At 51.9% G+C, this 26101-nt stretch carries 30 protein-coding genes; 21 read left to right on the forward strand and 9 right to left on the reverse strand.

Going from position 1 to position 26101, the window contains the following annotated elements:
* The first annotated feature begins 13 nt into the window (after positions 1 to 13).
* Complete coding sequence (gene fabB, locus NNN64_RS01500) at positions 14 to 1234, forward strand: beta-ketoacyl-ACP synthase I (RefSeq protein ID WP_005129715.1); 1221 nt, start codon at positions 14 to 16, stop codon at positions 1232 to 1234.
* Between the two features lie 55 nt (positions 1235 to 1289).
* Here fabB and NNN64_RS01505 read toward each other — a convergent pair whose 3' ends face one another.
* From NNN64_RS01505 to NNN64_RS01515, 3 genes are all read right to left on the reverse strand, one after another.
* Positions 1290 to 1799, reverse strand: a complete 510-nt coding sequence (locus tag NNN64_RS01505) for a YbjP/YqhG family protein (protein ID WP_271440233.1) — start codon at positions 1797 to 1799, stop codon at positions 1290 to 1292.
* Complete coding sequence (locus NNN64_RS01510) at positions 1799 to 2167, reverse strand: NlpC/P60 family protein (RefSeq protein ID WP_271440234.1); 369 nt, start codon at positions 2165 to 2167, stop codon at positions 1799 to 1801. Before NNN64_RS01510 ends, NNN64_RS01505 begins: the two co-directional genes overlap by 1 nt.
* A 150-nt stretch (positions 2168 to 2317) precedes the next feature.
* Positions 2318 to 2575, reverse strand: coding sequence for a helix-turn-helix domain-containing protein (locus tag NNN64_RS01515; RefSeq protein WP_271440235.1), 258 nt, complete (start codon positions 2573 to 2575; stop codon positions 2318 to 2320).
* 171 nt (positions 2576 to 2746) lie between these two features.
* Here NNN64_RS01515 and NNN64_RS01520 point away from each other — a divergent pair, with 171 nt between their 5' ends.
* Together NNN64_RS01520 and NNN64_RS01525 are read left to right on the forward strand one after the other, a co-directional pair.
* Positions 2747 to 3121, forward strand: a complete 375-nt coding sequence (locus tag NNN64_RS01520; protein ID WP_271440255.1) for a hypothetical protein — start codon at positions 2747 to 2749, stop codon at positions 3119 to 3121.
* A 179-nt stretch (positions 3122 to 3300) separates the two neighbouring features.
* Positions 3301 to 4479 carry an MFS transporter gene (locus tag NNN64_RS01525; RefSeq protein WP_271440236.1) on the forward strand — a complete coding sequence of 393 codons (1179 nt, stop codon included), beginning with the start codon at positions 3301 to 3303 and terminating at the stop codon, positions 4477 to 4479.
* Here the strand turns inward: NNN64_RS01525 and flk are convergent.
* A complete protein-coding gene (gene flk / locus NNN64_RS01530; RefSeq protein WP_271440256.1) occupies positions 4476 to 5483 on the reverse strand; it encodes a flagella biosynthesis regulator Flk in 1008 nt (335 codons plus the stop codon). The genes NNN64_RS01525 and flk overlap by 4 nt on opposite strands.
* Before the next feature lie 108 nt (positions 5484 to 5591).
* Between flk and pdxB the strand changes: the two genes are divergently transcribed.
* The 15 genes from pdxB to hisP all read left to right on the forward strand — a co-directional run bounded on the left by pdxB (position 5592) and on the right by hisP (position 19731).
* On the forward strand, positions 5592 to 6728 hold the full coding sequence (gene pdxB / locus NNN64_RS01535; protein ID WP_271440237.1) for a 4-phosphoerythronate dehydrogenase PdxB: 1137 nt from the start codon (positions 5592 to 5594) through the stop codon (positions 6726 to 6728).
* 67 nt (positions 6729 to 6795) lie between these two features.
* Positions 6796 to 7809, forward strand: coding sequence for an aspartate-semialdehyde dehydrogenase (locus tag NNN64_RS01540; RefSeq protein ID WP_271440238.1), 1014 nt, complete (start codon positions 6796 to 6798; stop codon positions 7807 to 7809).
* Entirely contained in the window at positions 7809 to 8621 is an 813-nt protein-coding gene (gene truA, locus NNN64_RS01545) for a tRNA pseudouridine(38-40) synthase TruA (protein WP_271440239.1), read from the forward strand. Before NNN64_RS01540 ends, truA begins: the two co-directional genes overlap by 1 nt.
* Positions 8622 to 8645: 24 nt before the next feature.
* The gene (locus NNN64_RS01550; protein ID WP_003028140.1) at positions 8646 to 9305 is read left to right on the forward strand and encodes a DedA family protein; all 660 of its coding nucleotides are present in this window, start codon (positions 8646 to 8648) and stop codon (positions 9303 to 9305) included.
* A 149-nt stretch (positions 9306 to 9454) separates the two neighbouring features.
* Positions 9455 to 10369: an acetyl-CoA carboxylase, carboxyltransferase subunit beta gene (gene accD / locus NNN64_RS01555; protein ID WP_137384179.1), complete on the forward strand. Its 915-nt coding sequence runs from the start codon at positions 9455 to 9457 to the stop codon at positions 10367 to 10369.
* Between the two features lie 69 nt (positions 10370 to 10438).
* Positions 10439 to 11707: a bifunctional tetrahydrofolate synthase/dihydrofolate synthase gene (gene folC / locus NNN64_RS01560; RefSeq protein ID WP_271440240.1), complete on the forward strand. Its 1269-nt coding sequence runs from the start codon at positions 10439 to 10441 to the stop codon at positions 11705 to 11707.
* Positions 11697 to 12359, forward strand: coding sequence for a cell division protein DedD (gene dedD, locus NNN64_RS01565; protein ID WP_271440241.1), 663 nt, complete (start codon positions 11697 to 11699; stop codon positions 12357 to 12359). Before folC ends, dedD begins: the two co-directional genes overlap by 11 nt.
* 202 nt (positions 12360 to 12561) lie before the next feature.
* On the forward strand, positions 12562 to 13050 hold the full coding sequence (gene cvpA / locus NNN64_RS01570; RefSeq protein ID WP_005129678.1) for a colicin V production protein: 489 nt from the start codon (positions 12562 to 12564) through the stop codon (positions 13048 to 13050).
* 33 nt (positions 13051 to 13083) lie between these two features.
* Complete coding sequence (purF, locus tag NNN64_RS01575; protein ID WP_137384176.1) at positions 13084 to 14601, forward strand: amidophosphoribosyltransferase; 1518 nt, start codon at positions 13084 to 13086, stop codon at positions 14599 to 14601.
* Between the two features lie 96 nt (positions 14602 to 14697).
* Positions 14698 to 15267: a UbiX family flavin prenyltransferase gene (locus NNN64_RS01580; RefSeq protein ID WP_271440242.1), complete on the forward strand. Its 570-nt coding sequence runs from the start codon at positions 14698 to 14700 to the stop codon at positions 15265 to 15267.
* Between the two features lie 287 nt (positions 15268 to 15554).
* Positions 15555 to 16337: a lysine/arginine/ornithine ABC transporter substrate-binding protein ArgT gene (argT, locus tag NNN64_RS01585; protein ID WP_271440243.1), complete on the forward strand. Its 783-nt coding sequence runs from the start codon at positions 15555 to 15557 to the stop codon at positions 16335 to 16337.
* A 247-nt stretch (positions 16338 to 16584) separates the two neighbouring features.
* Positions 16585 to 17367, forward strand: coding sequence for a histidine ABC transporter substrate-binding protein HisJ (gene hisJ, locus NNN64_RS01590; protein WP_003028120.1), 783 nt, complete (start codon positions 16585 to 16587; stop codon positions 17365 to 17367).
* Positions 17368 to 17553: 186 nt separating this feature from the next.
* Positions 17554 to 18240 carry a histidine ABC transporter permease HisQ gene (locus NNN64_RS01595; RefSeq protein ID WP_271440244.1) on the forward strand — a complete coding sequence of 229 codons (687 nt, stop codon included), beginning with the start codon at positions 17554 to 17556 and terminating at the stop codon, positions 18238 to 18240.
* The gene (gene hisM, locus NNN64_RS01600) at positions 18237 to 18944 is read left to right on the forward strand and encodes a histidine ABC transporter permease HisM (RefSeq protein ID WP_271440245.1); all 708 of its coding nucleotides are present in this window, start codon (positions 18237 to 18239) and stop codon (positions 18942 to 18944) included. Before NNN64_RS01595 ends, hisM begins: the two co-directional genes overlap by 4 nt.
* A gap of 13 nt (positions 18945 to 18957) precedes the next feature.
* On the forward strand, positions 18958 to 19731 hold the full coding sequence (gene hisP / locus NNN64_RS01605) for a histidine ABC transporter ATP-binding protein HisP (protein WP_271440246.1): 774 nt from the start codon (positions 18958 to 18960) through the stop codon (positions 19729 to 19731).
* A gap of 33 nt (positions 19732 to 19764) precedes the next feature.
* Here hisP and NNN64_RS01610 read toward each other — a convergent pair whose 3' ends face one another.
* From NNN64_RS01610 to yfcG, 4 genes are all read right to left on the reverse strand, one after another.
* Positions 19765 to 20280: a GNAT family N-acetyltransferase gene (locus NNN64_RS01610; RefSeq protein WP_271440247.1), complete on the reverse strand. Its 516-nt coding sequence runs from the start codon at positions 20278 to 20280 to the stop codon at positions 19765 to 19767.
* A gap of 71 nt (positions 20281 to 20351) precedes the next feature.
* Positions 20352 to 21245: a TIGR01777 family oxidoreductase gene (locus NNN64_RS01615; RefSeq protein ID WP_271440248.1), complete on the reverse strand. Its 894-nt coding sequence runs from the start codon at positions 21243 to 21245 to the stop codon at positions 20352 to 20354.
* Between the two features lie 19 nt (positions 21246 to 21264).
* A complete protein-coding gene (folX, locus tag NNN64_RS01620) occupies positions 21265 to 21627 on the reverse strand; it encodes a dihydroneopterin triphosphate 2'-epimerase (protein ID WP_005129505.1) in 363 nt (120 codons plus the stop codon).
* Positions 21628 to 21681: 54 nt separating this feature from the next.
* On the reverse strand, positions 21682 to 22317 hold the full coding sequence (gene yfcG / locus NNN64_RS01625; protein ID WP_271440257.1) for a GSH-dependent disulfide bond oxidoreductase: 636 nt from the start codon (positions 22315 to 22317) through the stop codon (positions 21682 to 21684).
* Positions 22318 to 22451: 134 nt separating this feature from the next.
* On the opposite strand from yfcG, the gene yfcF reads away from it, so the two are divergent.
* From yfcF to yfcD, 3 genes are read left to right on the forward strand one after another with little or no spacing between them, the layout of a single operon-like run.
* A complete protein-coding gene (gene yfcF / locus NNN64_RS01630) occupies positions 22452 to 23096 on the forward strand; it encodes a glutathione transferase (RefSeq protein WP_271440249.1) in 645 nt (214 codons plus the stop codon).
* Positions 23097 to 23151: 55 nt separating this feature from the next.
* Positions 23152 to 23703: a phosphodiesterase gene (gene yfcE / locus NNN64_RS01635; RefSeq protein WP_271440250.1), complete on the forward strand. Its 552-nt coding sequence runs from the start codon at positions 23152 to 23154 to the stop codon at positions 23701 to 23703.
* A 56-nt stretch (positions 23704 to 23759) separates the two neighbouring features.
* A complete protein-coding gene (yfcD, locus tag NNN64_RS01640; protein ID WP_048211064.1) occupies positions 23760 to 24314 on the forward strand; it encodes an NUDIX hydrolase YfcD in 555 nt (184 codons plus the stop codon).
* Positions 24315 to 24399: 85 nt separating this feature from the next.
* On the opposite strand, the gene yfcC is transcribed toward yfcD, so the two are convergent.
* Positions 24400 to 25920 (reverse strand): putative basic amino acid antiporter YfcC, encoded by a 1521-nt coding sequence (gene yfcC, locus NNN64_RS01645; RefSeq protein WP_271440251.1) that lies wholly within the window; start codon positions 25918 to 25920, stop codon positions 24400 to 24402.
* Between the last annotated feature and the right edge of the window lie 181 nt (positions 25921 to 26101).

The raw sequence follows: 26101 nt of genomic DNA on the forward strand, positions 1-26101 counted from the left end.
ACAGAGGTATTGAATGAAACGTGCAGTGATTACTGGCTTGGGCATCGTTTCCAGCATCGGTAATAACCAGCAGGAAGTCCTGGCATCTCTGCGTGAAGGACGTTCAGGGATCACTTTCTCTCAGGAGCTGAAGGACTCCGGCATGCGTAGCCACGTCTGGGGCAACGTAAAACTGGATACCACTGGCCTCATTGACCGCAAAGTAGTGCGCTTTATGAGCGACGCATCCATCTATGCTTTCCTTTCTATGGAGCAGGCAGTGGCTGATGCCGGCCTTGCTGCAGAAGATTACCAGAACAATCCGCGCGTTGGCCTGATTGCAGGTTCCGGCGGCGGCTCCCCGCGTTTTCAGGTATTCGGTGCTGACGCAATGCGTAGTCCGCGCGGTCTGAAAGCGGTTGGCCCGTATGTGGTCACCAAAGCGATGGCATCCGGCGTTTCTGCCTGCCTCGCGACACCGTTCAAAATCCACGGCGTTAACTACTCCATCAGCTCTGCCTGTGCGACTTCTGCACACTGTATCGGCAATGCTGTTGAACAAATTCAGTTGGGCAAGCAGGACATCGTTTTTGCTGGCGGCGGCGAAGAGCTGTGCTGGGAAATGGCGTGCGAGTTCGACGCAATGGGCGCGCTGTCTACCAAATATAACGACAACCCGTCTCAAGCTTCCCGTACTTATGATGCACACCGTGACGGTTTTGTTATCGCAGGCGGCGGCGGTATGGTTGTTGTCGAAGAACTGGAACACGCACTGGCTCGTGGCGCGCACATCTACGCTGAAATCGTAGGTTACGGCGCAACGTCTGATGGCGCAGACATGGTTGCTCCGTCAGGTGAAGGTGCAGTTCGCTGCATGCAGATGGCGATGCACGGTGTTGATACCCCGATTGATTACCTGAACTCCCACGGTACTTCTACTCCGGTAGGCGACGTGAAGGAACTGGGCGCAATACGCGAAGTCTTTGGCGATAACAGCCCGGCCATTTCTGCAACCAAAGCCATGACCGGTCACTCACTGGGTGCGGCTGGTGTTCAGGAAGCTATCTACTCTCTGCTGATGCTGGAGCACGGTTTTATCGCGCCAAGCATCAACATTGAAGAGCTGGATGAGCAAGCTGCAGGTCTGAACATCGTGACTAAACCGACCGAGCAAGCGTTGACGACTGTTATGTCTAACAGCTTCGGTTTTGGCGGCACCAACGCCACGCTGGTTATGCGTAAGCTGAAAGCATAAGTCTCGGCTCATGCCGTACACGAAAGGGAGCCGTCAGGCTCCCTTTTTTACTTATTCATCTTTTGTACTCTGGTGCGATCTCCGCAGACCATGCTTTCGCACGGGTAATATCCCCGGCACTGTAGATGGGCTGTTCATAACGATCGCTAATATCGCGAACGCGATAAATTTTCCAGCGCCTGTCTTCCCAGCGCGTATACACTTCCAGCAGCATGGGTGCCTGGCCTGTCGGCCCACCTAATTGTACTTCCACCTTTTCGCCACCGAGAAAGGGTTGAGCCGGCTCAACCCGTAACAGCGGGATCCATTTTGGGTCGTAATCCTGTACGTACATAAAGTAGTCAGAATCCAGGATTTCCTGCTCGTAAAGGGAATCAATCAGCGTGAGGCGTTCGATAACGTCTTTCGCCACATAACGTTGCATGAGCGCGGACGTATCTCGATCTTGTGTGTAGGCGGACATCCACGCGAGATAGAATTGTTTAACATCCTGAGTGCTGTCACTGCGTGATGAAGAGCAGCTACAAAGGAACAAAACCAGAGCAATCAGCGAGAACGCTTTCATTACTGCTTCCTGTAAATAGTATATGGCGGTTTTGCCGCCCGATAGCCAGGCCCCGCCCACCTATCACGTTGTCTAAAATCGGAGTACCACTCCTGACCGTCAAATATCGCCATATGACCGCTTGGGTTTCCTCCCTCATACGGTTGAATGATGATTACATCTCCTGCCCGGGGCTGTTCAACGTGGCCAATGGGGCTGAAACCGGCACTTTTTAGCATGGGGCCATAATCTTTAGCATGATAAGTATGCCCAAGAGTGATACCTCCTGCCTGAATAGCTTTGCGGGTAAATTCCGCGCAGCGTCCTTGAGAATGTGAACCCGCGTGTGATTTAGCATAATTAACCGCTGTTGTTTTATTCCAACTCATCATGACTCCTGTTAATGGAATAGGTAATAAATTCGTATGTTGCTTTAACAGGATTTAATCTGATGGGAATGACCGATAGTGCTATTAATATCGTAAATATATTTGATTGAGATATTAATCAATCTGCCGGGTAAATTATGGATAATATATTTATAATTGATGGTTATTCTTTGTGACGACTTTTTTTGCTGATTTCGTGAGATAGCGTGACGGCCAAATTACGTCCGGCGTGGTTTCCAGCGCCTGTGCGATGATCTGTTCTGCACGCGGCCAACTGCGGGTAAATACATTACGCAGCGAGTCAGGAGATAAACCCGCCGAACGTGACAATTCTCTGAGTGTAATACCTCTTTTTTCCAGTGCACTTTTAATATCTGCACGATGCCAGTCTTGGCTTTTTTGTTCCATTCTGTAATCCTAAGAAGATGTGTTATCGGCACCGATATTTTTCAGGTTATAAATTAGAAAGACAAAAGAACGTTACTTTCTTTTTATCGTGGGAATATTGCCAGAATTAATTTGAAATTTCGCGAAAAAGAAAAAATATTTTTATTTCATCAGCAGAAAGGAAAGAAACTGATGGTAAAAGAGTGGTTCACGGTAAAGGAGTGTCTTGAATTACCGGGGTTTCCAGGAAGCGCACCCGCTGTTCGCCTGCGCTTAAATACTTACAGTGAAGGGAAAGAGGGCGTTAAGCGCAAGCGTGCGAAATCTAAGGCCGAGGAATTTCATATTTCTGTGTTCCCACTGTATGTACGCTCGTATCTGAATGAAAATGAGAAAACAGAAGCACCAGATCGCAACATCGTGCAGGAAGCAGGACCCAAAGAGATTTGGGATATGATGTTCCTGCTCCTGACGCCGCAGCAGCGTGAACAGGTAACCGGGCGGTTCAGAGCGAAAGGCATTGATGCGGTATTTCCCTTTTTGTTCGTAGAGAAATCACCGCTTTGACACGCACGGCTATGCTTTCACAGTTGACAGCCAGGGCCACTCGCAGGCAGACTCCAGCTTCAACATTATCCTCTTGATAATGCGTAAGCGTTTAACGTTATCCAACGCACCTTAATCCTGATAGTCAGGTAGAGGGGGCGTGGACATTCCTCGCCTTACTCTGCATTTTGGAGTAACGCATGACAGCTGTAACCCAACAAGAAAAAACACCTTCGGCGAATTTTTCGCTGTTTCGTATCGCTTTTGCGGTTTTCCTGACCTATATGACGGTCGGTTTACCTTTGCCCGTTATTCCTCTGTTTGTGCACCAGGAGCTGGGCTATGGCAATACCATGGTCGGTATCGCTGTGGGCATCCAGTTTCTGGCAACGGTATTAACACGTGGTTATGCCGGTAGGTTAGCCGATCAGTATGGCGCCAAGCGCTCGGCGCTGCAGGGGATGTTTGCCTGTGCGCTGGCGGGTGCAGCGTGGTTGCTAGCGGCGCTTTTGCCCGTTTCCGTTCCGGTGAAGTTTGCGTTGTTGATTGTCGGACGTTTAATTCTCGGTTTTGGTGAAAGCCAACTGCTCACCGGAACGCTGACCTGGGGGCTTGGGCTGGTCGGGCCAACACGCTCCGGTAAGGTGATGTCGTGGAACGGAATGGCGATTTACGGCGCGCTGGCGGCCGGTGCACCGCTGGGGCTGCTGATCCACAGCCATTTTGGCTTCGCGGCGTTGGCAGGTACCACGATGGTATTACCGCTGTTGGCATGGGCGTTCAACGGTACCGTCCGTAAAGTCCCTGCCCATGCAGGAGAGCGTCCTTCCTTGTGGAGCGTGGTGGGGCTTATCTGGAAACCGGGTCTGGGCCTGGCGCTGCAGGGCGTTGGTTTTGCGGTAATCGGTACTTTTATTTCGCTCTACTTTGTCAGCAATGGCTGGACGATGGCAGGGTTTACCCTGACTGCGTTTGGTAGCGCGTTTGTGCTGATGCGTATTCTGTTTGGCTGGATGCCAGACAGGTTTGGCGGGGTGAAGGTCGCGGTTGTCTCTTTGCTGGTTGAAACTGCGGGTCTGATTTTACTGTGGCAGGCTCCATCCGCCTGGATTGCACTGCTGGGAGCCGCATTAACCGGTGCCGGGTGTTCGCTGATCTTCCCGGCGCTGGGCGTGGAGGTCGTGAAGCGAGTGCCTGCCCAGGTTCGTGGTACGGCTCTCGGCGGTTACGCCGCATTTCAGGATATCTCCTACGGCATAAGCGGTCCTGTCGCCGGGGTTCTGGCCACTGCGTACGGTTACTCCTCGGTATTCCTTGCCGGGGCGATTTCCGCTGTAGTGGGCATTTTCGTGACGCTGCTGACTCTGCGAAAAGGTTAAGCAAGCAACCAGAACAGGGCTAATGCTACCAGCAAGGCGACAAACATCAGCCCTGGTCGTGCCGACAGTGTTTTTACCGTTTCAATCACCGGCGCGAACGGGCTGAAAATGGGTTGAAGATGACGCGGATCGTTTAATTCCTGCTCCCGATCACGTTCCACGCGGCGCAGGAAAATTTGATTCAGCAAGTCCTGCACTTGTACCGCTGTCAGGATCGTTTGCGGCTGGATCTGGTACGTTTGCTGCGCATACTCTTTTATGGTTGTTAGCTCATTTGGTTCCAGCGGCTGTTTTAGCGCCGCCTGCAGCGTTTGCAGCGTTGGCGCATTTTGCAGGCTGAGGGTCTGGCGTGCCTGCAGCCATGTCACCAGATGGGTGAACTGTTTTGCCGGGATAAGCTCGCCGCTTTTTACACCAGACAGTTCCAGCATGGACTGCCAGATCATTTTCCCCGACTCTCCCGTGGCGGCAGCCAGCTTAGTGACCAACTGATTCAACGTATTGTGCTCGGCGGGTAATAAAGGGCGATCGGTTGCCGGCCGCTGCTGCGGCTGCGGAATTGAAAGCTGCCCTTGTTGCAACAAGGTGAGAACGTTCTTCAACTGCTCAGGCGTGAGCTGGCTGAGCGCCGTTTGCCCGTACTGCTGACGGATAAAATCACTCACCGCCTGGCGGGTATTTCCCTGGCTCAATAATTCAGTGAGCTGCGACAGAACCTGACGGTTAGCATGATTCTGCTGAGCAACCCCCAGACGCTGATTCAGGTTTTGCTCAGCTGCAGGGAAGTGACGTGACTGCAGCGGCGTATCGTTTTTAACGCCCAAATCGTGCTTCATTCCAGCCCACACCTCAGCGCTTTGCTGTTGGGTAAGCGAAATCAAACGGGTAATCAGTCGTTCCAGAACGGTACGCTGCTGCGTGGACAGTGGCTGCTCGCCGGCAACGGAAGGGGGAGTTTGGCCTTCGCCAGGAGGGCGTGCGGGCGTACCTGAAATGGGCTGCATCATCTCTGTTCCTTAAATCTGTGCTAACCAGGTCTCGCAGTATGCCTGGCGGCGAGATTATGGCACACTTGCCCGGTTAACTCTCGTTCTCAAACAGGTGAGAAAGACGTGAAAATCCTCGTTGATGAAAATATGCCCTATGCCCGCGAACTGTTCAGTCGTTTGGGGGAGGTCAAAGCGGTTCCCGGTCGCCCGATTCCCGTCGCAGAACTGGATGATGCGGATGCCTTAATGGTGCGCTCGGTGACGAAAGTAAACGCATCGCTACTCAGTGGAAAACCGGTAAAGTTTGTCGGTACGGCAACGGCAGGCACTGATCATGTGGATGATGCCTGGCTTGCGCAGTCAGGCATTGGTTTTTCTGCTGCTCCCGGCTGTAATGCGATTGCGGTAGTGGAATATGTCTTCTCTGCGCTGCTGATGCTGGCTGAGCGCGACGGTTTTACGTTACGTGACCGTACGGTCGGTATTGTTGGTGTAGGTAATGTGGGAGGGCGTTTACAGGCGCGACTGGAAGCATTAGGGATCCGCACCTTGCTGTGCGATCCACCGCGTGCCGATCGGGGCGACGAAGGCGATTTCCGCGCACTGGAAGAACTGGTTGAGCAAGCCGATGTGTTGACCTTCCACACGCCGCTGTTCAAAGATGGTCCGTACAAAACGTTGCACCTGGCCGATGAGGCGCTGATTAGCCGCCTGAAACCGGGCACCATTCTGATTAATGCCTGCCGCGGGCCGGTCGTGGATAATTCCGCCTTACTGAACCGACTCAACGCCGGGCAGCCGCTGAGCGTCGTGCTGGATGTCTGGGAGGGTGAACCTGACCTGAATGTGGCACTGCTGGAGAAAGCGGACATTGGCACGGCACACATTGCCGGCTATACCCTGGAAGGGAAAGCGCGTGGGACAACGCAGGTCTTTGAGGCCTATAGCAAATTTATTGGCCGTGAGCAGCACGTTGCATTAAACACGCTGTTGCCCGCGCCGGAATTTGGCCGTATTACCTTGCATGGTCCGTTAGATCAGCCAACACTGAAAAGGCTGGTTCATTTAGTGTATGATGTGCGCCGCGACGATGCGCCACTGCGCAAAGTTGCTGGAATTCCGGGTGAATTTGATAAACTGCGCAAGAATTATCTTGAACGTCGCGAGTGGTCGTCTTTATACGTAATGTGTGACGACGCTGCTGCCGCAGCCCTGTTGTGTAAGCTGGGTTTTAACGCCGTTCATCATCCGGCACATTAATGTCTTCTTAATGCTCCCTGTTGAATAATACGACAGGGACGCTTATGTATTTCTGGAGTAAATCACCATGTCTGAAGGCTGGAATATTGCCATTCTGGGCGCAACGGGCGCCGTAGGCGAAGCCCTGCTCGATACGCTGGCTGAACGCCAGTTCCCGGTCGGTGAAATCTATGCGCTGGCACGTAATGAAAGTGCTGGTGAACACCTGCGTTTTAACGGTAAATCGGTCATTGTTCAGGATGTCGCTGACTTTGACTGGACCCAGGCTCAGTTGGCATTTTTTGTCGCGGGAGTTGAAGCTACTGCGGCATGGGTGGAAGAAGCAACCAATGCCGGTTGTCTGGTGATTGACAGCAGTGGCCTGTTTGCGCTTGAACCTGACGTTCCGCTGGTCGTCCCGGACGTTAACCCATTTGTACTGGCAGACTACCGCAATCGCAACGTTATCGCGGTGCCAAACAGCCTGACCAGTCAACTGCTTTCTGCGCTGAAACCGCTGATCGATGACGGTGGTCTTTCACGGATTACGGTAACCAACATTATCTCGGCTTCTGCCCACGGTAAAAAAGCGGTAGACGCGTTGGCCGGACAAAGTGCGAAATTGCTCAACGGGATCCCGATTGACGAGGATGACTTCTTTGGTCGCCAACTGGCGTTCAATATGCTGCCGCTGTTGCCCGATCGCGAAGGCAGTGTGCGCGAAGAACGTCGTATCGTCGATGAAGTCCGTAAAATTATGCAAGATGATGGTCTGTTGATTTCAGCCAGCATCGTGCAGTCACCGGTGTTCTACGGTCATGCGCAGATGGTGAATTTTGAAGCGCTGCGCCCGCTGGCCGCAGAAGAGGCGCGTGATGCCTTTACTCGTGGTGAAGATATTGTTCTGTCAGAAGAGACCGATTTCCCGACCCAGGTTGGCGATGCGTCTGGTACACCGCACCTGTCAATTGGTTGCGTGCATAACGACTATGGTATGCCGGAGCAGGTTCAGTTCTGGTCCGTGGCGGATAACGTGCGCTTTGGCGGTGCATTGATGGCAGTAAAAATTGCGGAAAAACTGGTGCAGGAGTACCTGTACTAATGTCTGACCTGCAACAGCCGTCAACGCATAAAATTGCGCTGGGCATTGAGTATGACGGCAGCAAGTATTATGGCTGGCAGCGCCAGAATGAAGTGCGCAGCGTTCAGGAAAAACTGGAAAAAGCGCTCTCTCAGGTTGCTAATGAACGCATCACTGTATTTTGTGCGGGCCGCACGGATGCAGGTGTTCATGGTACGGGACAGGTGGTGCATTTTGAAACCACCGCGCAACGTAAAGATGCGGCGTGGACGCTGGGGGTAAATGCGAATTTACCTGGTGACATTGCCGTGCGCTGGGTGAAAGCTGTACCGGATGATTTTCATGCCCGATTTAGCGCGACGGCTCGCCGTTATCGCTACATCATCTACAATCATCGGTTGCGTCCCGCCGTTTTGGGAAAAGGCGTGACGCATTACTACGAGCAGCTGGATGCTGAGCGTATGCATCGTGCGGCTCAGTGCCTGATTGGCGAGAATGATTTTACCTCGTTTCGGGCAGTGCAGTGTCAGTCACGCACGCCGTGGCGTAATGTGATGCATATAAACGTTACGCGTTTCGGCACTTATGTGGTGGTGGATATTAAAGCGAATGCCTTTGTACATCATATGGTCAGGAATATTGTCGGCAGCCTGATGGAAGTAGGCGCCCACAACCAGCCGGAGAGCTGGATTGCAGAACTGTTAGCAGCAAAGGACAGAACGTTAGCAGCAGCAACGGCGAAGGCGGAAGGTCTGTATCTGGTCGCGGTAGATTACCCTGACCGGTTCGACCTGCCAAAACCGCCTATGGGCCCGCTATTTCTGGCGGACTAATTTGAGTCGTATAAAGGCATAATTATGGATCTGATTTACTTTCTTATCGATTTTATCCTGCACATTGATGTGCACCTGGCGGAGCTGGTCGCGGAATACGGTATCTGGGTATACGCTATTCTGTTTTTGATTCTGTTCTGTGAAACGGGACTGGTGGTCACGCCGTTCCTGCCAGGAGATTCGCTGCTGTTTGTCGCCGGTGCACTTTCTGCGCTGCCAACCAACGATCTTAATGTTCATCTGATGGTGGCACTGATGATTGTGGCGGCGATTGTGGGCGATGCGGTGAACTACACTATTGGCCGATTGTTCGGGGAAAAACTTTTCAGTAACCCGAACTCCAAAATTTTCCGCCGCAGCTACCTGGATAAAACCCATGCGTTCTACGAGCGTCATGGCGGCAAAACAATTATCCTGGCGCGTTTCGTGCCAATCGTGCGTACATTTGCGCCGTTTGTTGCCGGTATGGGACATATGTCCTACCGTCACTTTGCGATGTATAACGTCGTAGGCGCATTGCTGTGGGTATTGTTGTTCACCTACGCAGGCTACCTGTTCGGCGATCTGCCGATCGTCCAGGAAAACCTGAAATTATTGATTGTGGCGATTATCGTCCTTTCCGTATTGCCGGGGGTGATTGAAGTAATTCGCCATAAGCGTGCTGCGTCACGGGCTGCAAAATAGAAAGTAACTCAGCGGTTCGACCACTTTTTTATCCAAAGTTTCGGGCTGTTATGTTTTAATGTGCAACATTCATGGTCTGTTTGGGGTAAAAATGGCATTATGCGCCCCTTATAACAAAGCTGACTAGGGTTCAGGCAGAAAGGTCACCAATGAGCTGGATTGAACGAATTAAAAGCAACATTACTCCCACCCGCAAGGCAAGCATTCCTGAAGGGGTGTGGACCAAGTGTGATAGCTGCGGTCAGGTTTTATACCGTGCTGAGCTGGAACGTAATCTTGAGGTCTGTCCGAAGTGTGACCATCACATGCGCATGTCGGCGCGTAATCGCCTGCATAGCCTGTTAGATGAAGGTTCTCTTGTGGAACTGGGAAGCGAGCTTGAGCCGAAAGATGTGCTGAAGTTTCGTGATTCCAAAAAATACAAAGACAGACTGGCTTCTGCGCAAAAAGAAACCGGTGAGAAAGACGCGCTGGTGGTAATGAAAGGTACGCTTCACGGCATGCCGGTCGTTGCAGCTGCATTCGAGTTCGCTTTTATGGGCGGCTCCATGGGCTCTGTCGTCGGCGCGCGTTTCGTCCGTGCGGTTGAACAGGCGCTGGAAGACAACTGCCCGCTGATCTGTTTCTCCGCGTCTGGCGGAGCGCGTATGCAGGAAGCGCTGATGTCACTGATGCAGATGGCAAAAACATCTGCGGCGCTGGCAAAAATGCAGGAACGCGGTTTACCGTACATTTCCGTACTGACTGACCCTACCATGGGCGGTGTTTCTGCAAGCTTCGCGATGCTGGGCGATCTCAACATTGCTGAGCCGAAAGCGCTGATCGGCTTTGCAGGTCCGCGAGTTATTGAGCAGACCGTACGTGAAAAACTGCCACCGGGATTCCAGCGTAGTGAATTTCTGATCGAAAAAGGCGCTATCGATATGATTGTACGCCGCCCGGAAATGCGTCTGAAACTGGCAAGTGTTCTGGCGAAGCTGATGAATCTGCCCGCGCCGAATCCGGATGAACCACGTGAAGGTGAGGTGGTACCTCCGGTACCCGATCAGGAATCAGAGGCCTGATAACTGAAAAGGGCAGGGCCACAGGCGCTGCCCTTTTGCTTTTCTCAACGTAACGAATCTACAGGCATCATGGACAATAAACGTATTCCCCAAGCCACGTCGCCCCTGGCCTCGTGGCTTTCTTATCTGGAAAACCTGCACAGTAAAACCATCGATTTAGGTCTTGAACGCGTGAGTCTGGTGGCGCAAAAACTGGGCGTATTAAAACCTGCGCCGTTTGTTTTTACCGTCGCGGGAACCAACGGTAAAGGCACGACTTGCCGAACGCTGGAGTCCGTGCTCACCGCGGCCGGATATAAAGTTGGTGTATACAGTTCTCCTCACCTGGTGCGCTACACAGAACGTGTCCGCGTGCAGGGGGGCGAGTTGCCGGAATCTGCGCATACCGCTTCGTTTGCAGAGATTGAAGCGGCGCGCGGCGATATTTCCCTGACCTACTTTGAATACGGCACACTGTCAGCATTGTGGCTGTTTAAACAGGCGCAGCTTGATGTGGTGATTCTGGAAGTGGGTTTAGGCGGCCGTCTTGACGCAACCAATATCGTCGATTCCGATGTCGCGGTGGTCACCAGCATTGCGCTTGACCATACTGACTGGCTGGGGCCCGATCGCGAAAGCATTGGCCGCGAGAAGGCGGGTATCTTCCGTGCAGAGAAACCGGCTATTGTCGGTGAACCGGAAATGCCCTATACCATCGCGGATGTGGCGCAAGAGACAGGGGCGATACTGCAGCGCCGTGGTGTGGACTGGCGCTATTCGGCTACAGAGAACGACTGGTCATTCACTGATAGCCACGGTACGCTGACGCAACTGCCGTTACCGCAGGTCCCGCAACCTAACGCCGCAACCGCACTGGCAGCACTGAGAGCCAGCGGACTTAACGTCAGCGAGCAGGCGATTCGTGAAGGTATCGAGCAGGCTATTTTACCGGGGCGTTTTCAGATTGTGAGCGAGTCACCGCGGGTGATTTTTGATGTTGCTCATAATCCGCATGCGGCAGAATATTTGACTGAACGTCTGAAAAAGTTAGTGAAAAGCGGGCGCGTACTTGCCGTTATCGGTATGCTACATGATAAAGACATTGCCGGTACGTTAGCCTGGTTGAAAAGCGTGGTTGACGATTGGTATTGTGCGCCTCTGGAAGGCCCGCGTGGTGCATCGGCAGAACAACTGCTGGAGCATCTGGGTAATGGCGAAGCCTATGACAGCGTGGCTCAGGCATGGCTTGCGGCCCTGGCCGCGGCAAAACCAGAAGATACCGTGTTGGTGTGTGGATCGTTTCACACTGTCGCACATGTCATGGAAGTACTAGACGTGGGGAGAAGCGGTGGCGAGTAAGTTTCAGAATCGATTAGTTGGCACGATTGTGCTGGTCGCGCTTGGGGTGATTGTGCTTCCCGGGCTGCTCGACGGGCAGAAAAAACATTATCAGGATGAGTTTGCGGCGATCCCGCTGGTACCAAAACCTGGCGATCGCGATGAACCGGACATGATGCCTGCGGCGACGCAGGCACTGCCAACGCAACCGCCGGAAGGTGCCGCAGAAGAGGTACGTGCCGGTGATGCGGCCGCGCCGTCGTTGGATCCATCGCGTTTGACGGCAGCAAACAACGCAGAGTTCGATCCTATCCCTGCGCCTGTGGAGCCACCAAAACCTAAACCGAAGCCGCAACCTGTTGCTGCTGCTCCGGCGCCCGTTCCAGCACCAGCACCGAAACCGGTCGTCGAAGACGCGCCGGCACCAACCGGGAAAGCCTACGTTGTGCAGCTTGGTGCGTTGAAAAATGCGGATAAGGTCAATGAGATTGTCGGTAAGTTACGTGGTGCGGGCTTCCGGGTATATACTTCCCCGTCAACGCCGGTACAGGGTAAAATAACCCGAATTCTCGTTGGGCCTGATGCGTCCAGAGATAAGCTGAAAAACTCGCTGGGGGAACTGCAGAAAATCTCCGGCCTGAGTGGGGTTGTGATGGGGTATACCCCTAATTAAGGGGCTGTCTCATGTCGGTCGGATACGGTATTAACACCGCTATCCGGCAGTGCCCGAAGAGGCATAAAACCGTATGGCGTTGAAGATTTTTTCAGCGCCATTTTTATTTACGCGTGGAAAGGAAATCCCTACGCAAACGTTTTCTTTTTCTGTTAGAATGCGCCCCGAACAGGACGACAGGGCGTAAAATCGTGGGACACTTATGGTCTGGATTGATTACGCCATTATCGCGGTGATTGGTTTTTCCTGTCTGGTTAGCCTGATCCGTGGCTTTGTACGTGAAGCATTATCGTTGGTGACTTGGGGTTGTGCTTTCTTTGTCGCCAGCCATTACTACACTTACCTGTCTGTCTGGTTTACGGGCTTTGAAGACGAACTGGTTCGGAATGGGATTGCTATCGCGATACTGTTTATCGCGACACTTATCGTCGGCGCTATCGTTAACTTTGTGATAGGCCAGCTGGTGGAGAAAACAGGCCTGTCGGGTACTGACAGGGTGTTGGGGATCTGCTTCGGTGCTCTGAGAGGGGCGTTGATCGTCGCCGCCATATTGTTCTTTCTCGATACATTTACCGGTCTGTCGAAAAGTGAAGACTGGAGTAAGTCGCAGCTGATCCCGCAGTTCAGTTTCATCATCAGATGGTTCTTTGACTATCTGCAAAGCTCGTCAAGTTTCTTGCCCAAAGTATAAACTTTGGGTCGTTGCTGAACGAGGAAAAGACGTATGTGCGGTATTGTCGGTATCGCCGGTGTTATGCCGGTAAACCAGTCGATTTATGACGCGTTAACGGTGCTCCAGCACCGTGGTCAGGATGCCGCAGGCATCATCACCATTGATGCCAATAACTGCTTCCGTTTGCGTAAAGCAAACGGAATGGTGAGCGATATTTTTGAAGCGCGCCATATGCAGCGTTTGCAGGGCAATATGGGCATCGGTCATGTGCGTTACCCAACGGCTGGCAGCTCCAGCGCCTCCGAAGCTCAACCTTTTTATGTCAACTCACCGTATGGCATCACGCTTGCCCACAACGGCAACCTGACCAACGCGCATGAGCTGCGTAAAAAGCTGTTCGAAGAAAAGCGCCGTCACATCAATACCACTTCTGATTCAGAAATTCTGCTGAATATTTTCGCCAGCGAGCTGGATAACTTCCGCCATTATCCGCTGGAAGCCGACAATATTTTTGCCGCGATTGCAGCGACCAACCGTCAGATCCGTGGTGCCTATGCCTGTGTGGCGATGATTATCGGTCACGGTATGGTGGCGTTTCGCGATCCTAATGGTATCCGCCCGCTGGTGCTGGGCAAACGCGATATCGGCGACGGCCGTACCGAGTACATGGTGGCGTCTGAGAGCGTGGCGCTGGATACGCTGGGCTTTGAATTCCTGCGTGATGTTGCTCCTGGTGAAGCGGTGTATATTACCGAAAAAGGCCAGTTGTTTACCCGCCAGTGTGCCGATAATCCGGTCAGCAACCCATGCCTGTTTGAATATGTTTACTTCGCGCGTCCTGACTCCTTCATCGACAAGATTTCCGTCTACAGCGCCCGTGTGAATATGGGAACAAAGCTTGGCGAAAAAATTGCCCGTGAGTGGGAAGACCTGGATATCGACGTGGTGATCCCCATTCCTGAAACCTCTTGTGATATCGCGCTGGAAATTGCCCGGATCCTCGGTAAGCCATATCGTCAGGGGTTTGTGAAAAACCGCTATGTGGGACGTACCTTTATCATGCCGGGTCAGCAGCTGCGCCGTAAATCCGTGCGCCGTAAGCTGAATGCCAACCGCGCTGAGTTCCGTGATAAAAATGTACTGCTGGTTGATGATTCCATCGTGCGTGGAACGACTTCAGAACAGATTATCGAAATGGCGCGTGAAGCTGGCGCGAAGAAGGTTTATCTGGCCTCTGCCGCACCGGAGATTCGCTTCCCTAACGTTTATGGCATTGACATGCCAACAGCGACGGAGCTGATTGCTCATGGTCGTGAAGTAGACGAGATCCGCCAAATCATTGGCGCGGATGGGCTCATCTTCCAGGATCTGAACGATCTGATCGATGCTGTGCGTGCTGAGAACCCGGATATTCAGCAGTTTGAATGCTCCGTGTTTAATGGCGTCTATGTCACTAAAGATGTTGACCAGCAGTATCTCGATTTCCTGGACTCTTTGCGTAATGACGATGCCAAAGCGGTATTGCGCCAGAACGAAGCGGAAAATCTTGAGATGCACAACGAAGGTTAACGTTTGCTCGTAAGCAAGGGGGCAACCTGCACCCTTGCTTGCAACTCACCGTAAATTCCTGCAAAGTCGGCCCTGAACAAGCAAGGGCGATTAAACATGAAACGACTCATCATTGGTATTTCCGGCGCAAGCGGTGCAATTTATGGCGTGCGGCTGTTACAGGTTTTACGCGACGTTGCTGACGTGGAAACCCATTTGGTGATGAGCCAGGCGGCGCGACAGACGCTGGCGCTGGAAACGGACCTCTCTGTACGTGACGTGCAGGCCCTGGCGAATGTGAATCACGATACGCGCGATATCGCCGCCAGTATCTCCTCCGGTTCTTTTCAGACCGCCGGAATGGTTATTCTGCCGTGTTCAATCAAAACGCTTTCTGGCATCGTTCACAGCTACACCGATGGACTGCTTACCCGTGCGGCAGATGTGGTGCTGAAAGAACGCCGTCCGCTGGTGCTGTGTGTACGTGAGACTCCGCTGCATCTCGGGCACTTGCGTCTGATGACTCAGGCGGCAGAAATTGGCGCGGTGATTATGCCACCCGTTCCCGCCTTCTATCATCGGCCACAGACGCTTGATGATGTGATTAATCAAACGGTTAATCGCGTACTTGATCAGTTTGATATCACTCTTCCGCAGGACCTGTTCACTCGCTGGCAAGGGGCGTAAGCCGTTCCATCAGCGTGCAAAGAAACATCCGTTGCCCTGTTTCAGGGCAATTTTGTAACCGCGATCATATCCTCAACATTTAATTCGTTAAAACGCAACGAAACGCTGCGGTTCAACCGTCAGACCTGCTATCTTCAAAATCAGGACAATATTGCAACGTTTTATTAACATATTTAACGTCGAATATCCTCATCGATGCGAAAATGGCATAAGACCTGCATGAAAAAGTCTGCAAACACACAACACAACGTAAAACATAATAAAATTACGCCACTTGAGGGTTATGTATGAAGAAGACGGTTCTTGCTTTGTCTTTGCTGGTAGGACTCTCCGCCACCGCGGCCAGCTACGCAGCACTTCCGCAGACGGTTCGTATTGGTACAGATACAACGTACGCTCCTTTTTCCTCTAAAGATGCCAAAGGCGATTTTGTCGGTTTTGATATCGATCTGGGAAATGAGATGTGTAAACGTATGCAGATCAAATGTACCTGGGTCGCCAGTGATTTTGATGCGCTGATCCCGTCGCTCAAAGCGAAAAAAATTGATGCCATCATCTCTTCGCTTTCCATCACCGAGAAACGCCAGCAAGAAATTGCTTTCTCAAACAAACTTTACGCAGCAGATTCACGTCTGATCGCGGCGAAAGGCTCCCCAATTCAGCCGACTCTGGATTCACTCAAGGGTAAACATGTTGGCGTACTGCAAGGTTCGACGCAGGAAGCCTATGCCAATGATAACTGGCGCAGCAAAGGCGTGGATGTTGTGGCCTATGCGAACCAGGATCTGATCTATTCTGACCTGACGGCGGGCCGTCTGGATGCGGCATTGCAGGACGAAGTCGCAGCCAGCGAAGGTTTCCTGAAACAACCTGCAGGTAAAGATTACGCGTTTGCCGGTCCTTCAGTAAAAGATAAAAAATACTTTGGCGACGGGACCGGGATTGGTTTACGCAAAGACGATGTCGAGCTGAAAGCGGCGTTTGATAAAGCGCTGGGCGAACTGCGTAAAGATGGTACCTACGACAAAATGGCGAGTAAGTATTTTAACTTTAATGTCTACGGCGATTGATACGCTGAAACGGGGAATTAACTGCACCATAGGGGTTAACCATTACGGTGCATAATGATTTCAGTGCACTGTTTTGGTGCTTTTATCGTGGTCTTAATAAGCATGATTGCATACTTAAGCGCTTTTCATGCAAATAAATACCGCTGACAAGGTAGAATGCTTTGCCTTGTCGGCCTGATTAATGGCACGATAACTGCACCTGGTCCTGTAAAGATCCCCTATAAAAGACAGTCTGTTGAGGATAGTTATGAAAAAACTGGTGTTGTCTCTTTCTCTGGTTCTGGCTTTCTCCAGTGCTACCGCAGCATTTGCAGCCATCCCGCAAAAAATTCGTATCGGTACAGATCCTACTTATGCACCGTTCGAATCGAAAAATGCACAGGGTGAATTGGTCGGTTTTGATATCGATCTGGCTAAAGAGCTCTGCAAACGCATCAATACACAATGTACCTTCGTGGAAAACCCGCTGGATGCGCTGATCCCTTCGTTAAAAGCGAAGAAGATCGATGCCATCATGTCGTCGCTTTCCATTACTGAAAAACGTCAGCAAGAGATTGCCTTTACCGACAAGCTTTATGCAGCAGACTCTCGTCTGGTGGTTGCTAAAGATTCCGCTATTCAGCCGACCATCGAGTCTCTGAAAGGTAAGCGTGTCGGTGTGCTGCAGGGCACGACTCAGGAAACGTTCGGTAACGAACACTGGGCGCCAAAAGGCATTGAAATCGTCTCTTATCAGGGGCAAGACAATATCTATTCTGACCTGACTGCCGGGCGTATTGATGCCGCATTCCAGGATGAAGTCGCGGCCAGCGAAGGCTTCCTGAAGCAGCCAGTAGGTAAAGATTACAAATTCGGCGGCCCGTCAGTGAAAGACGAGAAACTGTTCGGCGTCGGTACCGGTATGGGGCTGCGCAAAGACGATAATGAACTGCGCGAAGCACTGAATAAAGCATTTGCAGAGATGCGTGCTGACGGTACTTACGAGAAGCTGGCGAAAAAGTATTTCGATTTTGATGTTTACGGCGGTTAATCACCGCAGGTGCTGATAAAGCCCGTAGATTTTTGACGCGTTGAATTTATGCCTGATGGCGCTGCGCTTATCCGGCCTACGGTGATTGTGTAGGCCGGATAAGGCAAAGCCGCCATCCGGCATTTAACGGTTAGTCTGAAATCAAAAGAGGCTTATTACTCCACCACACACGACAGGACAGGCAGCATGTTGTATGGCTTTTCAGGTGTTATTTTACAGGGCGCGATTGTTACGCTGGAGCTGGCTCTCAGCTCGGTAGTGCTGGCGGTCATGATAGGCCTTGTTGGCGCGGCAGCGAAGCTTTCGCAAAACCGGGCAATGGAGCTTATTTTCGAAGGGTACACCACGCTTATCCGCGGGGTTCCCGATCTCGTCTTAATGCTGCTCATTTTCTACGGATTACAAATCGCGCTGAACACGATTACCGACGCAGTGGGTATCAGTCAGATTGATATCGATCCGATGGTTGCAGGGATTATTACGCTCGGATTTATCTACGGAGCCTATTTTACGGAAACCTTCCGTGGCGCGTTTATGGCAGTACCGAAAGGTCATATTGAAGCGGCGACGGCATTCGGTTTTACCCGTTCGCAAATTTTTCGCCGCATTATGTTTCCAGCAATGATGCGCTTTGCCTTGCCGGGGATTGGCAACAACTGGCAGGTTATTCTGAAGGCCACGGCGCTGGTGTCACTGCTTGGACTTGAAGATGTGGTGAAAGCCACTCAGCTTGCCGGAAAAAGCACCTGGGAGCCGTTCTATTTTGCCGTGGTATGTGGGGTCATCTATCTGGTGTTTACCACCGTGTCTAATGGTGTGCTGCTGTACCTTGAGCGCCGCTACTCCGTGGGTGTGAAGAGGGCTGACCTGTGATTGAAATTATTCAGGAGTACTGGAAATCCCTGTTGTGGACTGACGGCTATCGCTTTACCGGCGTGGCGATCACATTGTGGTTGCTGATCTCATCGGTGGTGATGGGCGGGATTCTGGCACTGTTTTTGGCGATTGGTCGTGTATCAAGCAATAAATTTATCCAGTTTCCTATCTGGTTGTTCACCTATATTTTTCGTGGAACGCCGCTGTATGTTCAGCTGTTGGTGTTTTATTCCGGCATGTATACGCTGGAGATTGTGAAAGGGACAGATTTTCTCAACGCGTTTTTCCGCAGCGGGCTGAACTGTACCGTACTGGCGCTGACGCTGAATACCTGTGCCTACACGACGGAGATTTTTGCCGGGGCCATCCGTTCCGTGCCGCATGGCGAGATTGAAGCCGCACGAGCTTACGGTTTCTCTTCCTTCAAACTGTACCGCTGCATTATCTTGCCTTCCGCACTGCGTATCGCGTTACCGGCATACAGCAACGAAGTCATTTTAATGCTGCATTCCACGGCGCTGGCATTTACTGCGACGGTGCCGGATTTGTTGAAAATCGCCCGTGACATCAACTCGGCAACCTACCAGCCATTTACCGCATTCGGTATTGCCGCTGTACTGTATTTGATGATTTCGTATGTCCTGATCAGTTTGTTCCGTAAAGCGGAAAAACGCTGGTTGCAGCATGTATCCTCTAAATAGTTCGAGTAACACGATGCCTGAGAATAAATTAAACGTTATCGATTTACATAAGCACTACGGCGAACATGAAGTGCTGAAAGGGGTATCGCTGCAGGCCAATGCGGGTGATGTTATCAGCATTATTGGTTCGTCAGGTTCAGGTAAAAGTACCTTCCTGCGCTGCATTAACTTTCTGGAAAAACCGAGCGCCGGAACGATTGTGGTTAGCGGTCAGAATATTGGTCTGGTACGCGACAAAGACGGTCAGTTGAAGGTTGCAGATAAAAATCAGCTGCGTCTGTTACGTACGCGACTGACGATGGTTTTTCAGCACTTCAACCTGTGGAGTCACATGACGGTGCTGGAAAACGTCATGGAAGCACCTATCCAGGTGCTGGGGCTGAGCAAGCATGAAGCCCGCGAGCGTGCGGTGAAGTATCTGGCCAAAGTCGGTATTGATGAGCGCGCGCAGGGGAAATACCCGGTGCATCTGTCCGGCGGTCAGCAGCAGCGTGTGTCAATTGCCCGTGCGCTGGCGATGGAGCCGGAAGTTCTGCTGTTTGATGAACCCACCTCGGCGCTAGACCCAGAGCTGGTCGGCGAAGTGCTGCGCATCATGCAACAGCTGGCTGAGGAGGGGAAAACCATGGTGGTCGTGACGCATGAAATGGGGTTTGCCCGCCACGTATCCTCACACGTTATTTTCCTGCATCAGGGAAAAATTGAAGAAGAGGGCAATCCGGAGCAGGTGTTCGGGAACCCACAAAGCCCGCGTTTACAGCAGTTCCTTAAAGGATCGCTGAAGTAATTGAGTTGCCCGGAGGCGCTATGCTTGCCGGGCCTACCGTTTTAACGCGCTGTACTCCAAACGATAAACCCAGTCGTCATGCGCTATGCCGTTCACTTCATAGGCTTTTTCAAGCACCTGAGTGCGTGTAAATCCTGTTTTTTCCAGAATGCGTATCGATCCGGTATTCCCAGCTAATACATAGGCATTTATCGCCGTTACGCCAGCCTGTTGAAAGGCATAATCGCACACGGCACGTACGGCTTCGCTGGCAATACCTTTTCCTTGCGCCCGCGGCGTGATGGCATAGCCAATATCCGCTTCCTGAGGATAAAGATGGCTTATCTGTAAGCCAATATCACCCAGTTGCGCCGTGTTGTTGTGCTCACGGATAACAAAGGTATGTCGAGCGGAAAGGCGTCTGGCGAAGAGCAGGCGAGTATCTTTGGTTGGGGCGATATCCCCCATGAAACGCATGACGTCAGGATTTTCTCGTAGCCGCTGGAAAAAAGGCCAGTCAGCGAGTTGGTACAAAGAGAGGGTAAGTCGGGGTGTTGATATTATCGCCATAACGTCGCCATCGTGGTATTCGGTTTTTTAACCATACCACCACAATGGCAACAGTGAAGGGATATCAGACATTATCGGATGACATCGGCCAGCGCTTCTTCCAAATCGTACCAACGAAACGCAAAACCGGCCGCTTCCAGGCGTTTGGGCAACGCACGCTGACCCCCGAGGACCAGCACCGAGGATTCGCCCATCAGCAGCCGCATAGCGGCCGCTGGAACGCGCAGGATCGCCGGGCGGTTTAGGGCATGACCCAGCGCATGGGCAAACTGCTCATTGCGAACCGGGTATGGCGAAACCATGTTGAAGGGACCGCGCAGATCGTTGTCCAGCAGCCAGATAATCCCGTTGACCATATCGTCAACATGGATCCAGGCCAGGTATTGACGCCCATTACCGATAGGACCGCCAAGCCCCAGACGAAACGGTGGGACCATCTTAGCGAGGATCCCGCCCGTAGAGGCCAATACAACGCCAGTACGCAGCAAACATACGCGCGTTCTGTCGCTTTGCGCAGCGCTGGCGATCTGTTCCCACCGGGCGCACAACTTATGGGTGAATTCATTGTGTGGCGGTTCTTCTTCCGTCACAACGACTTCACCCAGATCGCCGTAGTATCCCGTAGCGGAACCAGAGATGAGTACGGCAGGCGGCGTGTCGCTGACCTTGATTAAATCGACCAGTTTCTGCGTAATCCCCCAGCGGCTCTGGCACAAACGCTCTTTTTGCTCAGCGCTCCAGCGTTTGTCAGCGATAGGTTCTCCGGCAAGATTGATGACAGCATCAATGCCATCGAGGTTTTGCTGCTCTTCCAGCCCTTTCCATAGCGTGACCCGGGAGTCCAGAATCTGACGAGCCTTATCAGGAGCACGTGTCACTACGGTAATCTGATGCCCCAGTTCCAGCAGGCAGGGGATCAAATGACGTCCAATCAGGCCAGTACCGCCGGTAATCAGAATCTGCATGTCGCCTCCCGGGTTATGTTTAGCGCTGCCAGCTCAATGTCATGGAAACGGAGTCGGCGTAACGCAATGCGTGAAGTTTATCGATCTCCACTTCAGCATAAGTGACCCAGTGATGTTCGCGTGCGATATCGAGCACATCTTGCGTTAATTTTTCCAACAATGAGAAGCGGTTACTCTCAACGTGCGAAATGATGCTCTTGGTGATGGTGCGATAATTCAGCGCGTCGTTGATATCTTCACTGGTCCGGGCTTTGTCTGCGGGATAGTGGATGGCAATATTGATGACGATATCCTGTCGGTTCAGGATCTCTTCTTCTTTAATGCCGATAAAAGTGCGCAGACGAAGGTTTTTTATACGAATAATTGCGTCAGGTTGTGACATTGCAGGTTTCCTCCATGTATGAACCTTTTCATGATACACGAGAACCGAATCGCGTTAACTTTTCTCGCTTTGCGCTTGCTGCATCGCCCGTTCTGTTGCGGGACGAGTACGGATACGTTCGTACCAGTTATTGACCGCTGGATAGTTGTCGAGGTCGATACGCTGGCGCTGGTGGAGATTAATCCACGGCCAGCAGGCAATGTCGGCAATGCTGTAATGATCGCCACCCAGCCAGGGGGATATTTCCAGACGTTTATTCATGACGTTGTACAGTCGCTGGGTTTCTACCTGATACCGTTCAATAGCGTAGGGGATAGTTTGCGGTGCGAAGTGGCTGAAGTGATGATTTTGTCCGAGCATTGGCCCAAGTCCGCTAACCTGCCAGAAGAGCCACTGCAGCGTGGTGTGGCGCTCGCGTAATTCACCGCTGAGTAGCTTACCGCTCTTTTCCGCCAGGTAGAGTAAAATCTCACCAGACTCAAACAGGCTAATGGGTTTTCCACCATCCTCCGGGGCGCAGTCGATGATGGCCGGAATTTTATTATTCGGTGAAATCTGCAAAAAGTCAGGGCGGAACTGGCTGCCTCTGCTGATATCTACATGTATCAGGCGGTACTTTAACTGTGCCTCTTCGAGAAACAGTGTGATTTTGTGCCCGTTTGGCGATGGAGTGTAGTAGAGGTCGATCATTTTCAGCGTCCGTTTTGTCATGAACCGGGTCACTACAAGTATAGAAGCTGCTAACGTGCGTGAGTTTTCATCAAGTGACAGCGAGAGAAAGACTCTATATTTTGAAAGCAAGCCAATACACTTCAGAGGACATTATGAGCAAACCTGCAATTACGCTGTGGTCAGATGCCAATTTTTTCTCCCCTTATGTGCTGTCTGTTTATGTCGCTCTGCAAGAGAAAGGGCTGCCTTTTACGCTGAAAACTGTCGACCTCAATAGTGGTGAACACTTGCAACCTTCATGGCAAGGGTATGCGCTGACGCGTCGTGTACCGGTTCTGGACATTGACGGTTTTGAACTGAGTGAATCCTCGGCGATTGCCGAGTTCCTGGAAGAGCGTTTCGCTCCACCGCAATGGGAGCGTATTTATCCGCACGATCTACAAAAACGGGCTCGTGCCCGCCAGGTTCAGGCCTGGCTCCGTAGCGATCTGATGCCTATCCGGGAAGAGCGTTCGACGGATGTGGTTTTTGGTGGCGTGAAGAAAGGTCCGTTGACGGAAGCAGGAAGGGCCAGTGCGGAAAAATTGTTTGCCACGGCGGGCAGTTTACTGGCGCAAGGTAAGCAGAATTTGTTTGGTGAATGGTGTATCGCAGACAGCGATTTGGCGCTAATGCTTAATCGATTGGTTCTGAATGGCGATGATGTACCAGAACAGCTCGCGGAGTATGCCACCTTCCAGTGGCAGCGCGCTTCGGTACAACGTTTTATCGCGCTTTCAGCGAAGCGTTCCTGCTGAAAGTAGGGGCGTAATCCAGTATCATTGAAAGGTATTTTTCAACGAGGGGTGAGTGATGAAACTGATGTTCGCATCGGACATTCATGGTTCGTTGCCGGCTACGGAATGCGTACTTGAACGGTTTACCCAAAGTGGTGCGCAATGGCTGGTGATACTGGGCGATGTATTGAACCATGGGCCGCGTAATGCGCTGCCAGAGGGCTACGCGCCAGCGCAGGTCGCCGAGCGTTTGAATGAGCAGGCGTCGCGGATAATTGCAGTGCGTGGAAATTGCGACAGCGAAGTGGATCAGATGCTCCTGCATTTTCCAATAACCGCGCCGTGGCAGCAAATTCTGACTGACAGCCAGCGACTCTTTCTGACGCACGGACATCTTTTTGGTCCGGATAACTTACCACCGCTCAACGCCGGCGATGTGCTGGTTTATGGGCATACGCATTTGCCTGTGGCAGAGCGACGTGGGGATATCTACCAATTTAACCCAGGTTCGGTAAGCATCCCGAAAGGGGGATTTACGGCAAGCTACGGGATTCTGGATGATAATGTTCTTAGCGTGATGGCACTCAATGATCAAAGTATTATTGCGCAGGTCGAGATTAATCCGTAATTTACCCCACAAACGTAAACGCGCCGTAAGAGCGCTAGAAAAAAGAAGGTTTCCTGATGGTGGAACAGCGTCGTTTGGCAAGTACTGAATGGGTGGATATTGTGAATGAAGACAATGAAGTCATCGCACAATCCAGCCGGGAACAAATGCGGGCACAATGCTTGCGCCACCGTGCAACGTATATCGTTGTACACGATGGTATGGGTAAAATTCTGGTTCAACGTCGCACTGAGACAAAGGACTTTATGCCCGGTATGCTGGATGCTACCGCGGGGGGGGTTGTGCAGGCTGATGAGCAGCTTCTGGACTCCGCGCGTCGTGAAGCGGAAGAAGAATTGGGCATTGCCGGTGTCCCGTTTGCCGAGCACGGTCAGTTTTATTTTGAAGACCAGAACTGTCGCGTCTGGGGCGGGCTGTTTAGCTGCGTTTCTCACGGACCGTTTGCGCTGCAGGAAGAAGAGATTAGTGAAGTGTGCTGGCTGACGCCGGAAGAAATTACCGCGCGCTGTGATGAATTTACACCGGACTCACTGAAAGCACTGGCGCTGTGGATGACACGCAATGCCAAGAATGAAAGTGCGAAAGCCGAAAAACACGAAGAAGCTGAGTAAACTCAGCGCCGCCGATCCTGGATGACGGATCGGGACTCGTTGTAGGCCGGATAAGCCGTTGATGTGCATTATCCGGCCTTGTTGTTTAATGGTAGCCCATCATTTGCGCACCAATAACCACTACGCTGGACATAATAAACAGCAGGCCCAGCAGCGTGGCACCCACCTTCAACCAGTTGCGGAAGTCCACCCGACATACCCCTAATGTCGCCATCAGCGACGCAGAGGTTGGGTAGATAATATGACTGAAGCCGTCACCAAACTGAAAAGCCAACACGGTGACCTGGCGATTTACCCCAACCAGATCGCCCAGTGGTGCCAGTAGCGGCATAGTCAGTGCTGCCTGACCCGAACCGGATGTGACAAAGAAGTTAAACACAGCCTGGAAAAGCAGCATAAACCAGGCCGCAATCGCGTTGTCCAGGCCACTGATACCGTTGGCGATACTGTGCAGCAGGGTATTTAACACACTGGCATCACCCGCTTCGCCATTACCAACCAGCAGTAATATTCCCTTGGCAAAGCCGACCAACAGGGCTGGCGCGATCATCATTCGCGCACCCTCAGTAAACGAGGAGGCCATGATATTGACCGTCATACCGTTGAGTCGAAAAACAACCCCGATAATGCCAATCACCAGCCCCATGGTGAAAAACTGACTGGCAATTTCAGGAATGAACCACGCGTTGACGATAACGCCCCAGACCACCCAAATCATCACTGCGGTCAACACAATCAGGACCAGCCAGTCACCCAGTGTGAAACGTCGCTCGACGACCTCGTCCTGCTGCTCACGGAAGAAACGGTCCGATTCATGCACCCGGGACAGCAATGGGTTCTTCTTGATACGTGCCGCGTAGGCCAGCGTGAACGTCAGGCCGATCATCGTCGCCACAACCCACACGACGATGCGCAGACCCGAACCCGAGAGCACGGGCACACCCGCAATACCCTGTGCGACAACCACACAGAATGGGTTCATCCATGAGCTGGCAAAGCCAATTTGGGTGGCAATATAGGTCACCAGAACGGTGGTGATGCTGTCGTAACCTAACCGCACCATTAGCGGCGCAATGATAATGGCGAAGGCGACCGCTTCTTCCCCCATGCCAAAGACGGCACCGCCTAACGAGAAGAGAATAAACAGTACCGGGATAAACAAGACCTCATTACCCCGTGTATGACGGATCAGCGCCAGGATGCCGTTATCGATGGTTCCTGTGCGCATTACGATGCCGAATGCACCACCAATCACCAGCATAAACATAATGATGCCAACGGCGGTGCCAAATTTTGAACCGGAGGTTAACCCTTCAAACGGAAAATTCATCAGACCAGGGCTTTCATCGCCGGTGGTGAAGAACTTAACCCGGTGATATTGCTCTTCACCCGCATCGTTGGTCAGAATACGAAAAGAGTGGGGATCGACCACTTTACGCGTTTTGGTTTGTCCATCAACCTGGTACTGCACTTCCTGGCTGTCGAACATTCCGACGGGAACGACCCATGTTGCCAGACTGGTTAAAATGGCGACGAAAAAAATAATGACCAGCGTGTCGGGCATGGCCCATTTTTTCGCGGGTTGTGATTCTGTTACTGCAGACATAAAGGACTATCCCTGTTGCAAAGCAAAGAGGCTAAGTATGCAAACAGGAGAATAGTTATTCATTGATGCAGCGCATCTAAGCAAATATTTCAGAATTTGTTAATGAAAGGGACGGGCATAAAAAAACCGGAAATATCAGCTATTTCCGGTTTCAAGAATCACGCTATGTAGGTTGCAACGG

Origin of the sequence: Citrobacter sp. Igbk 14, assembly GCF_028069825.1 — a bacterium.
Classification (GTDB): Bacteria; Pseudomonadota; Gammaproteobacteria; order Enterobacterales; family Enterobacteriaceae; genus Citrobacter.

Coding starts and splice junctions, on each gene's coding strand:
- fabB (WP_005129715.1), top strand. CDS start 14: ATGAAACGTGCAGTGATTACTGGCTTGGGCATCGTTTCCAGCATCGGT.
- NNN64_RS01505 (WP_271440233.1), bottom strand. CDS start 1,799: ATGAAAGCGTTCTCGCTGATTGCTCTGGTTTTGTTCCTTTGTAGCTGC.
- NNN64_RS01510 (WP_271440234.1), bottom strand. CDS start 2,167: ATGAGTTGGAATAAAACAACAGCGGTTAATTATGCTAAATCACACGCG.
- NNN64_RS01515 (WP_271440235.1), bottom strand. CDS start 2,575: ATGGAACAAAAAAGCCAAGACTGGCATCGTGCAGATATTAAAAGTGCA.
- NNN64_RS01520 (WP_271440255.1), top strand. CDS start 2,747: ATGGTAAAAGAGTGGTTCACGGTAAAGGAGTGTCTTGAATTACCGGGG.
- NNN64_RS01525 (WP_271440236.1), top strand. CDS start 3,301: ATGACAGCTGTAACCCAACAAGAAAAAACACCTTCGGCGAATTTTTCG.
- flk (WP_271440256.1), bottom strand. CDS start 5,483: ATGCAGCCCATTTCAGGTACGCCCGCACGCCCTCCTGGCGAAGGCCAA.
- NNN64_RS01540 (WP_271440238.1), top strand. CDS start 6,796: ATGTCTGAAGGCTGGAATATTGCCATTCTGGGCGCAACGGGCGCCGTA.
- truA (WP_271440239.1), top strand. CDS start 7,809: ATGTCTGACCTGCAACAGCCGTCAACGCATAAAATTGCGCTGGGCATT.
- NNN64_RS01550 (WP_003028140.1), top strand. CDS start 8,646: ATGGATCTGATTTACTTTCTTATCGATTTTATCCTGCACATTGATGTG.
- accD (WP_137384179.1), top strand. CDS start 9,455: ATGAGCTGGATTGAACGAATTAAAAGCAACATTACTCCCACCCGCAAG.
- folC (WP_271440240.1), top strand. CDS start 10,439: ATGGACAATAAACGTATTCCCCAAGCCACGTCGCCCCTGGCCTCGTGG.
- cvpA (WP_005129678.1), top strand. CDS start 12,562: ATGGTCTGGATTGATTACGCCATTATCGCGGTGATTGGTTTTTCCTGT.
- purF (WP_137384176.1), top strand. CDS start 13,084: ATGTGCGGTATTGTCGGTATCGCCGGTGTTATGCCGGTAAACCAGTCG.
- NNN64_RS01580 (WP_271440242.1), top strand. CDS start 14,698: ATGAAACGACTCATCATTGGTATTTCCGGCGCAAGCGGTGCAATTTAT.
- argT (WP_271440243.1), top strand. CDS start 15,555: ATGAAGAAGACGGTTCTTGCTTTGTCTTTGCTGGTAGGACTCTCCGCC.
- hisJ (WP_003028120.1), top strand. CDS start 16,585: ATGAAAAAACTGGTGTTGTCTCTTTCTCTGGTTCTGGCTTTCTCCAGT.
- NNN64_RS01595 (WP_271440244.1), top strand. CDS start 17,554: ATGTTGTATGGCTTTTCAGGTGTTATTTTACAGGGCGCGATTGTTACG.
- hisP (WP_271440246.1), top strand. CDS start 18,958: ATGCCTGAGAATAAATTAAACGTTATCGATTTACATAAGCACTACGGC.
- NNN64_RS01610 (WP_271440247.1), bottom strand. CDS start 20,280: ATGGCGATAATATCAACACCCCGACTTACCCTCTCTTTGTACCAACTC.
- NNN64_RS01615 (WP_271440248.1), bottom strand. CDS start 21,245: ATGCAGATTCTGATTACCGGCGGTACTGGCCTGATTGGACGTCATTTG.
- folX (WP_005129505.1), bottom strand. CDS start 21,627: ATGTCACAACCTGACGCAATTATTCGTATAAAAAACCTTCGTCTGCGC.
- yfcG (WP_271440257.1), bottom strand. CDS start 22,317: ATGATCGACCTCTACTACACTCCATCGCCAAACGGGCACAAAATCACA.
- yfcF (WP_271440249.1), top strand. CDS start 22,452: ATGAGCAAACCTGCAATTACGCTGTGGTCAGATGCCAATTTTTTCTCC.
- yfcE (WP_271440250.1), top strand. CDS start 23,152: ATGAAACTGATGTTCGCATCGGACATTCATGGTTCGTTGCCGGCTACG.
- yfcD (WP_048211064.1), top strand. CDS start 23,760: ATGGTGGAACAGCGTCGTTTGGCAAGTACTGAATGGGTGGATATTGTG.
- yfcC (WP_271440251.1), bottom strand. CDS start 25,920: ATGTCTGCAGTAACAGAATCACAACCCGCGAAAAAATGGGCCATGCCC.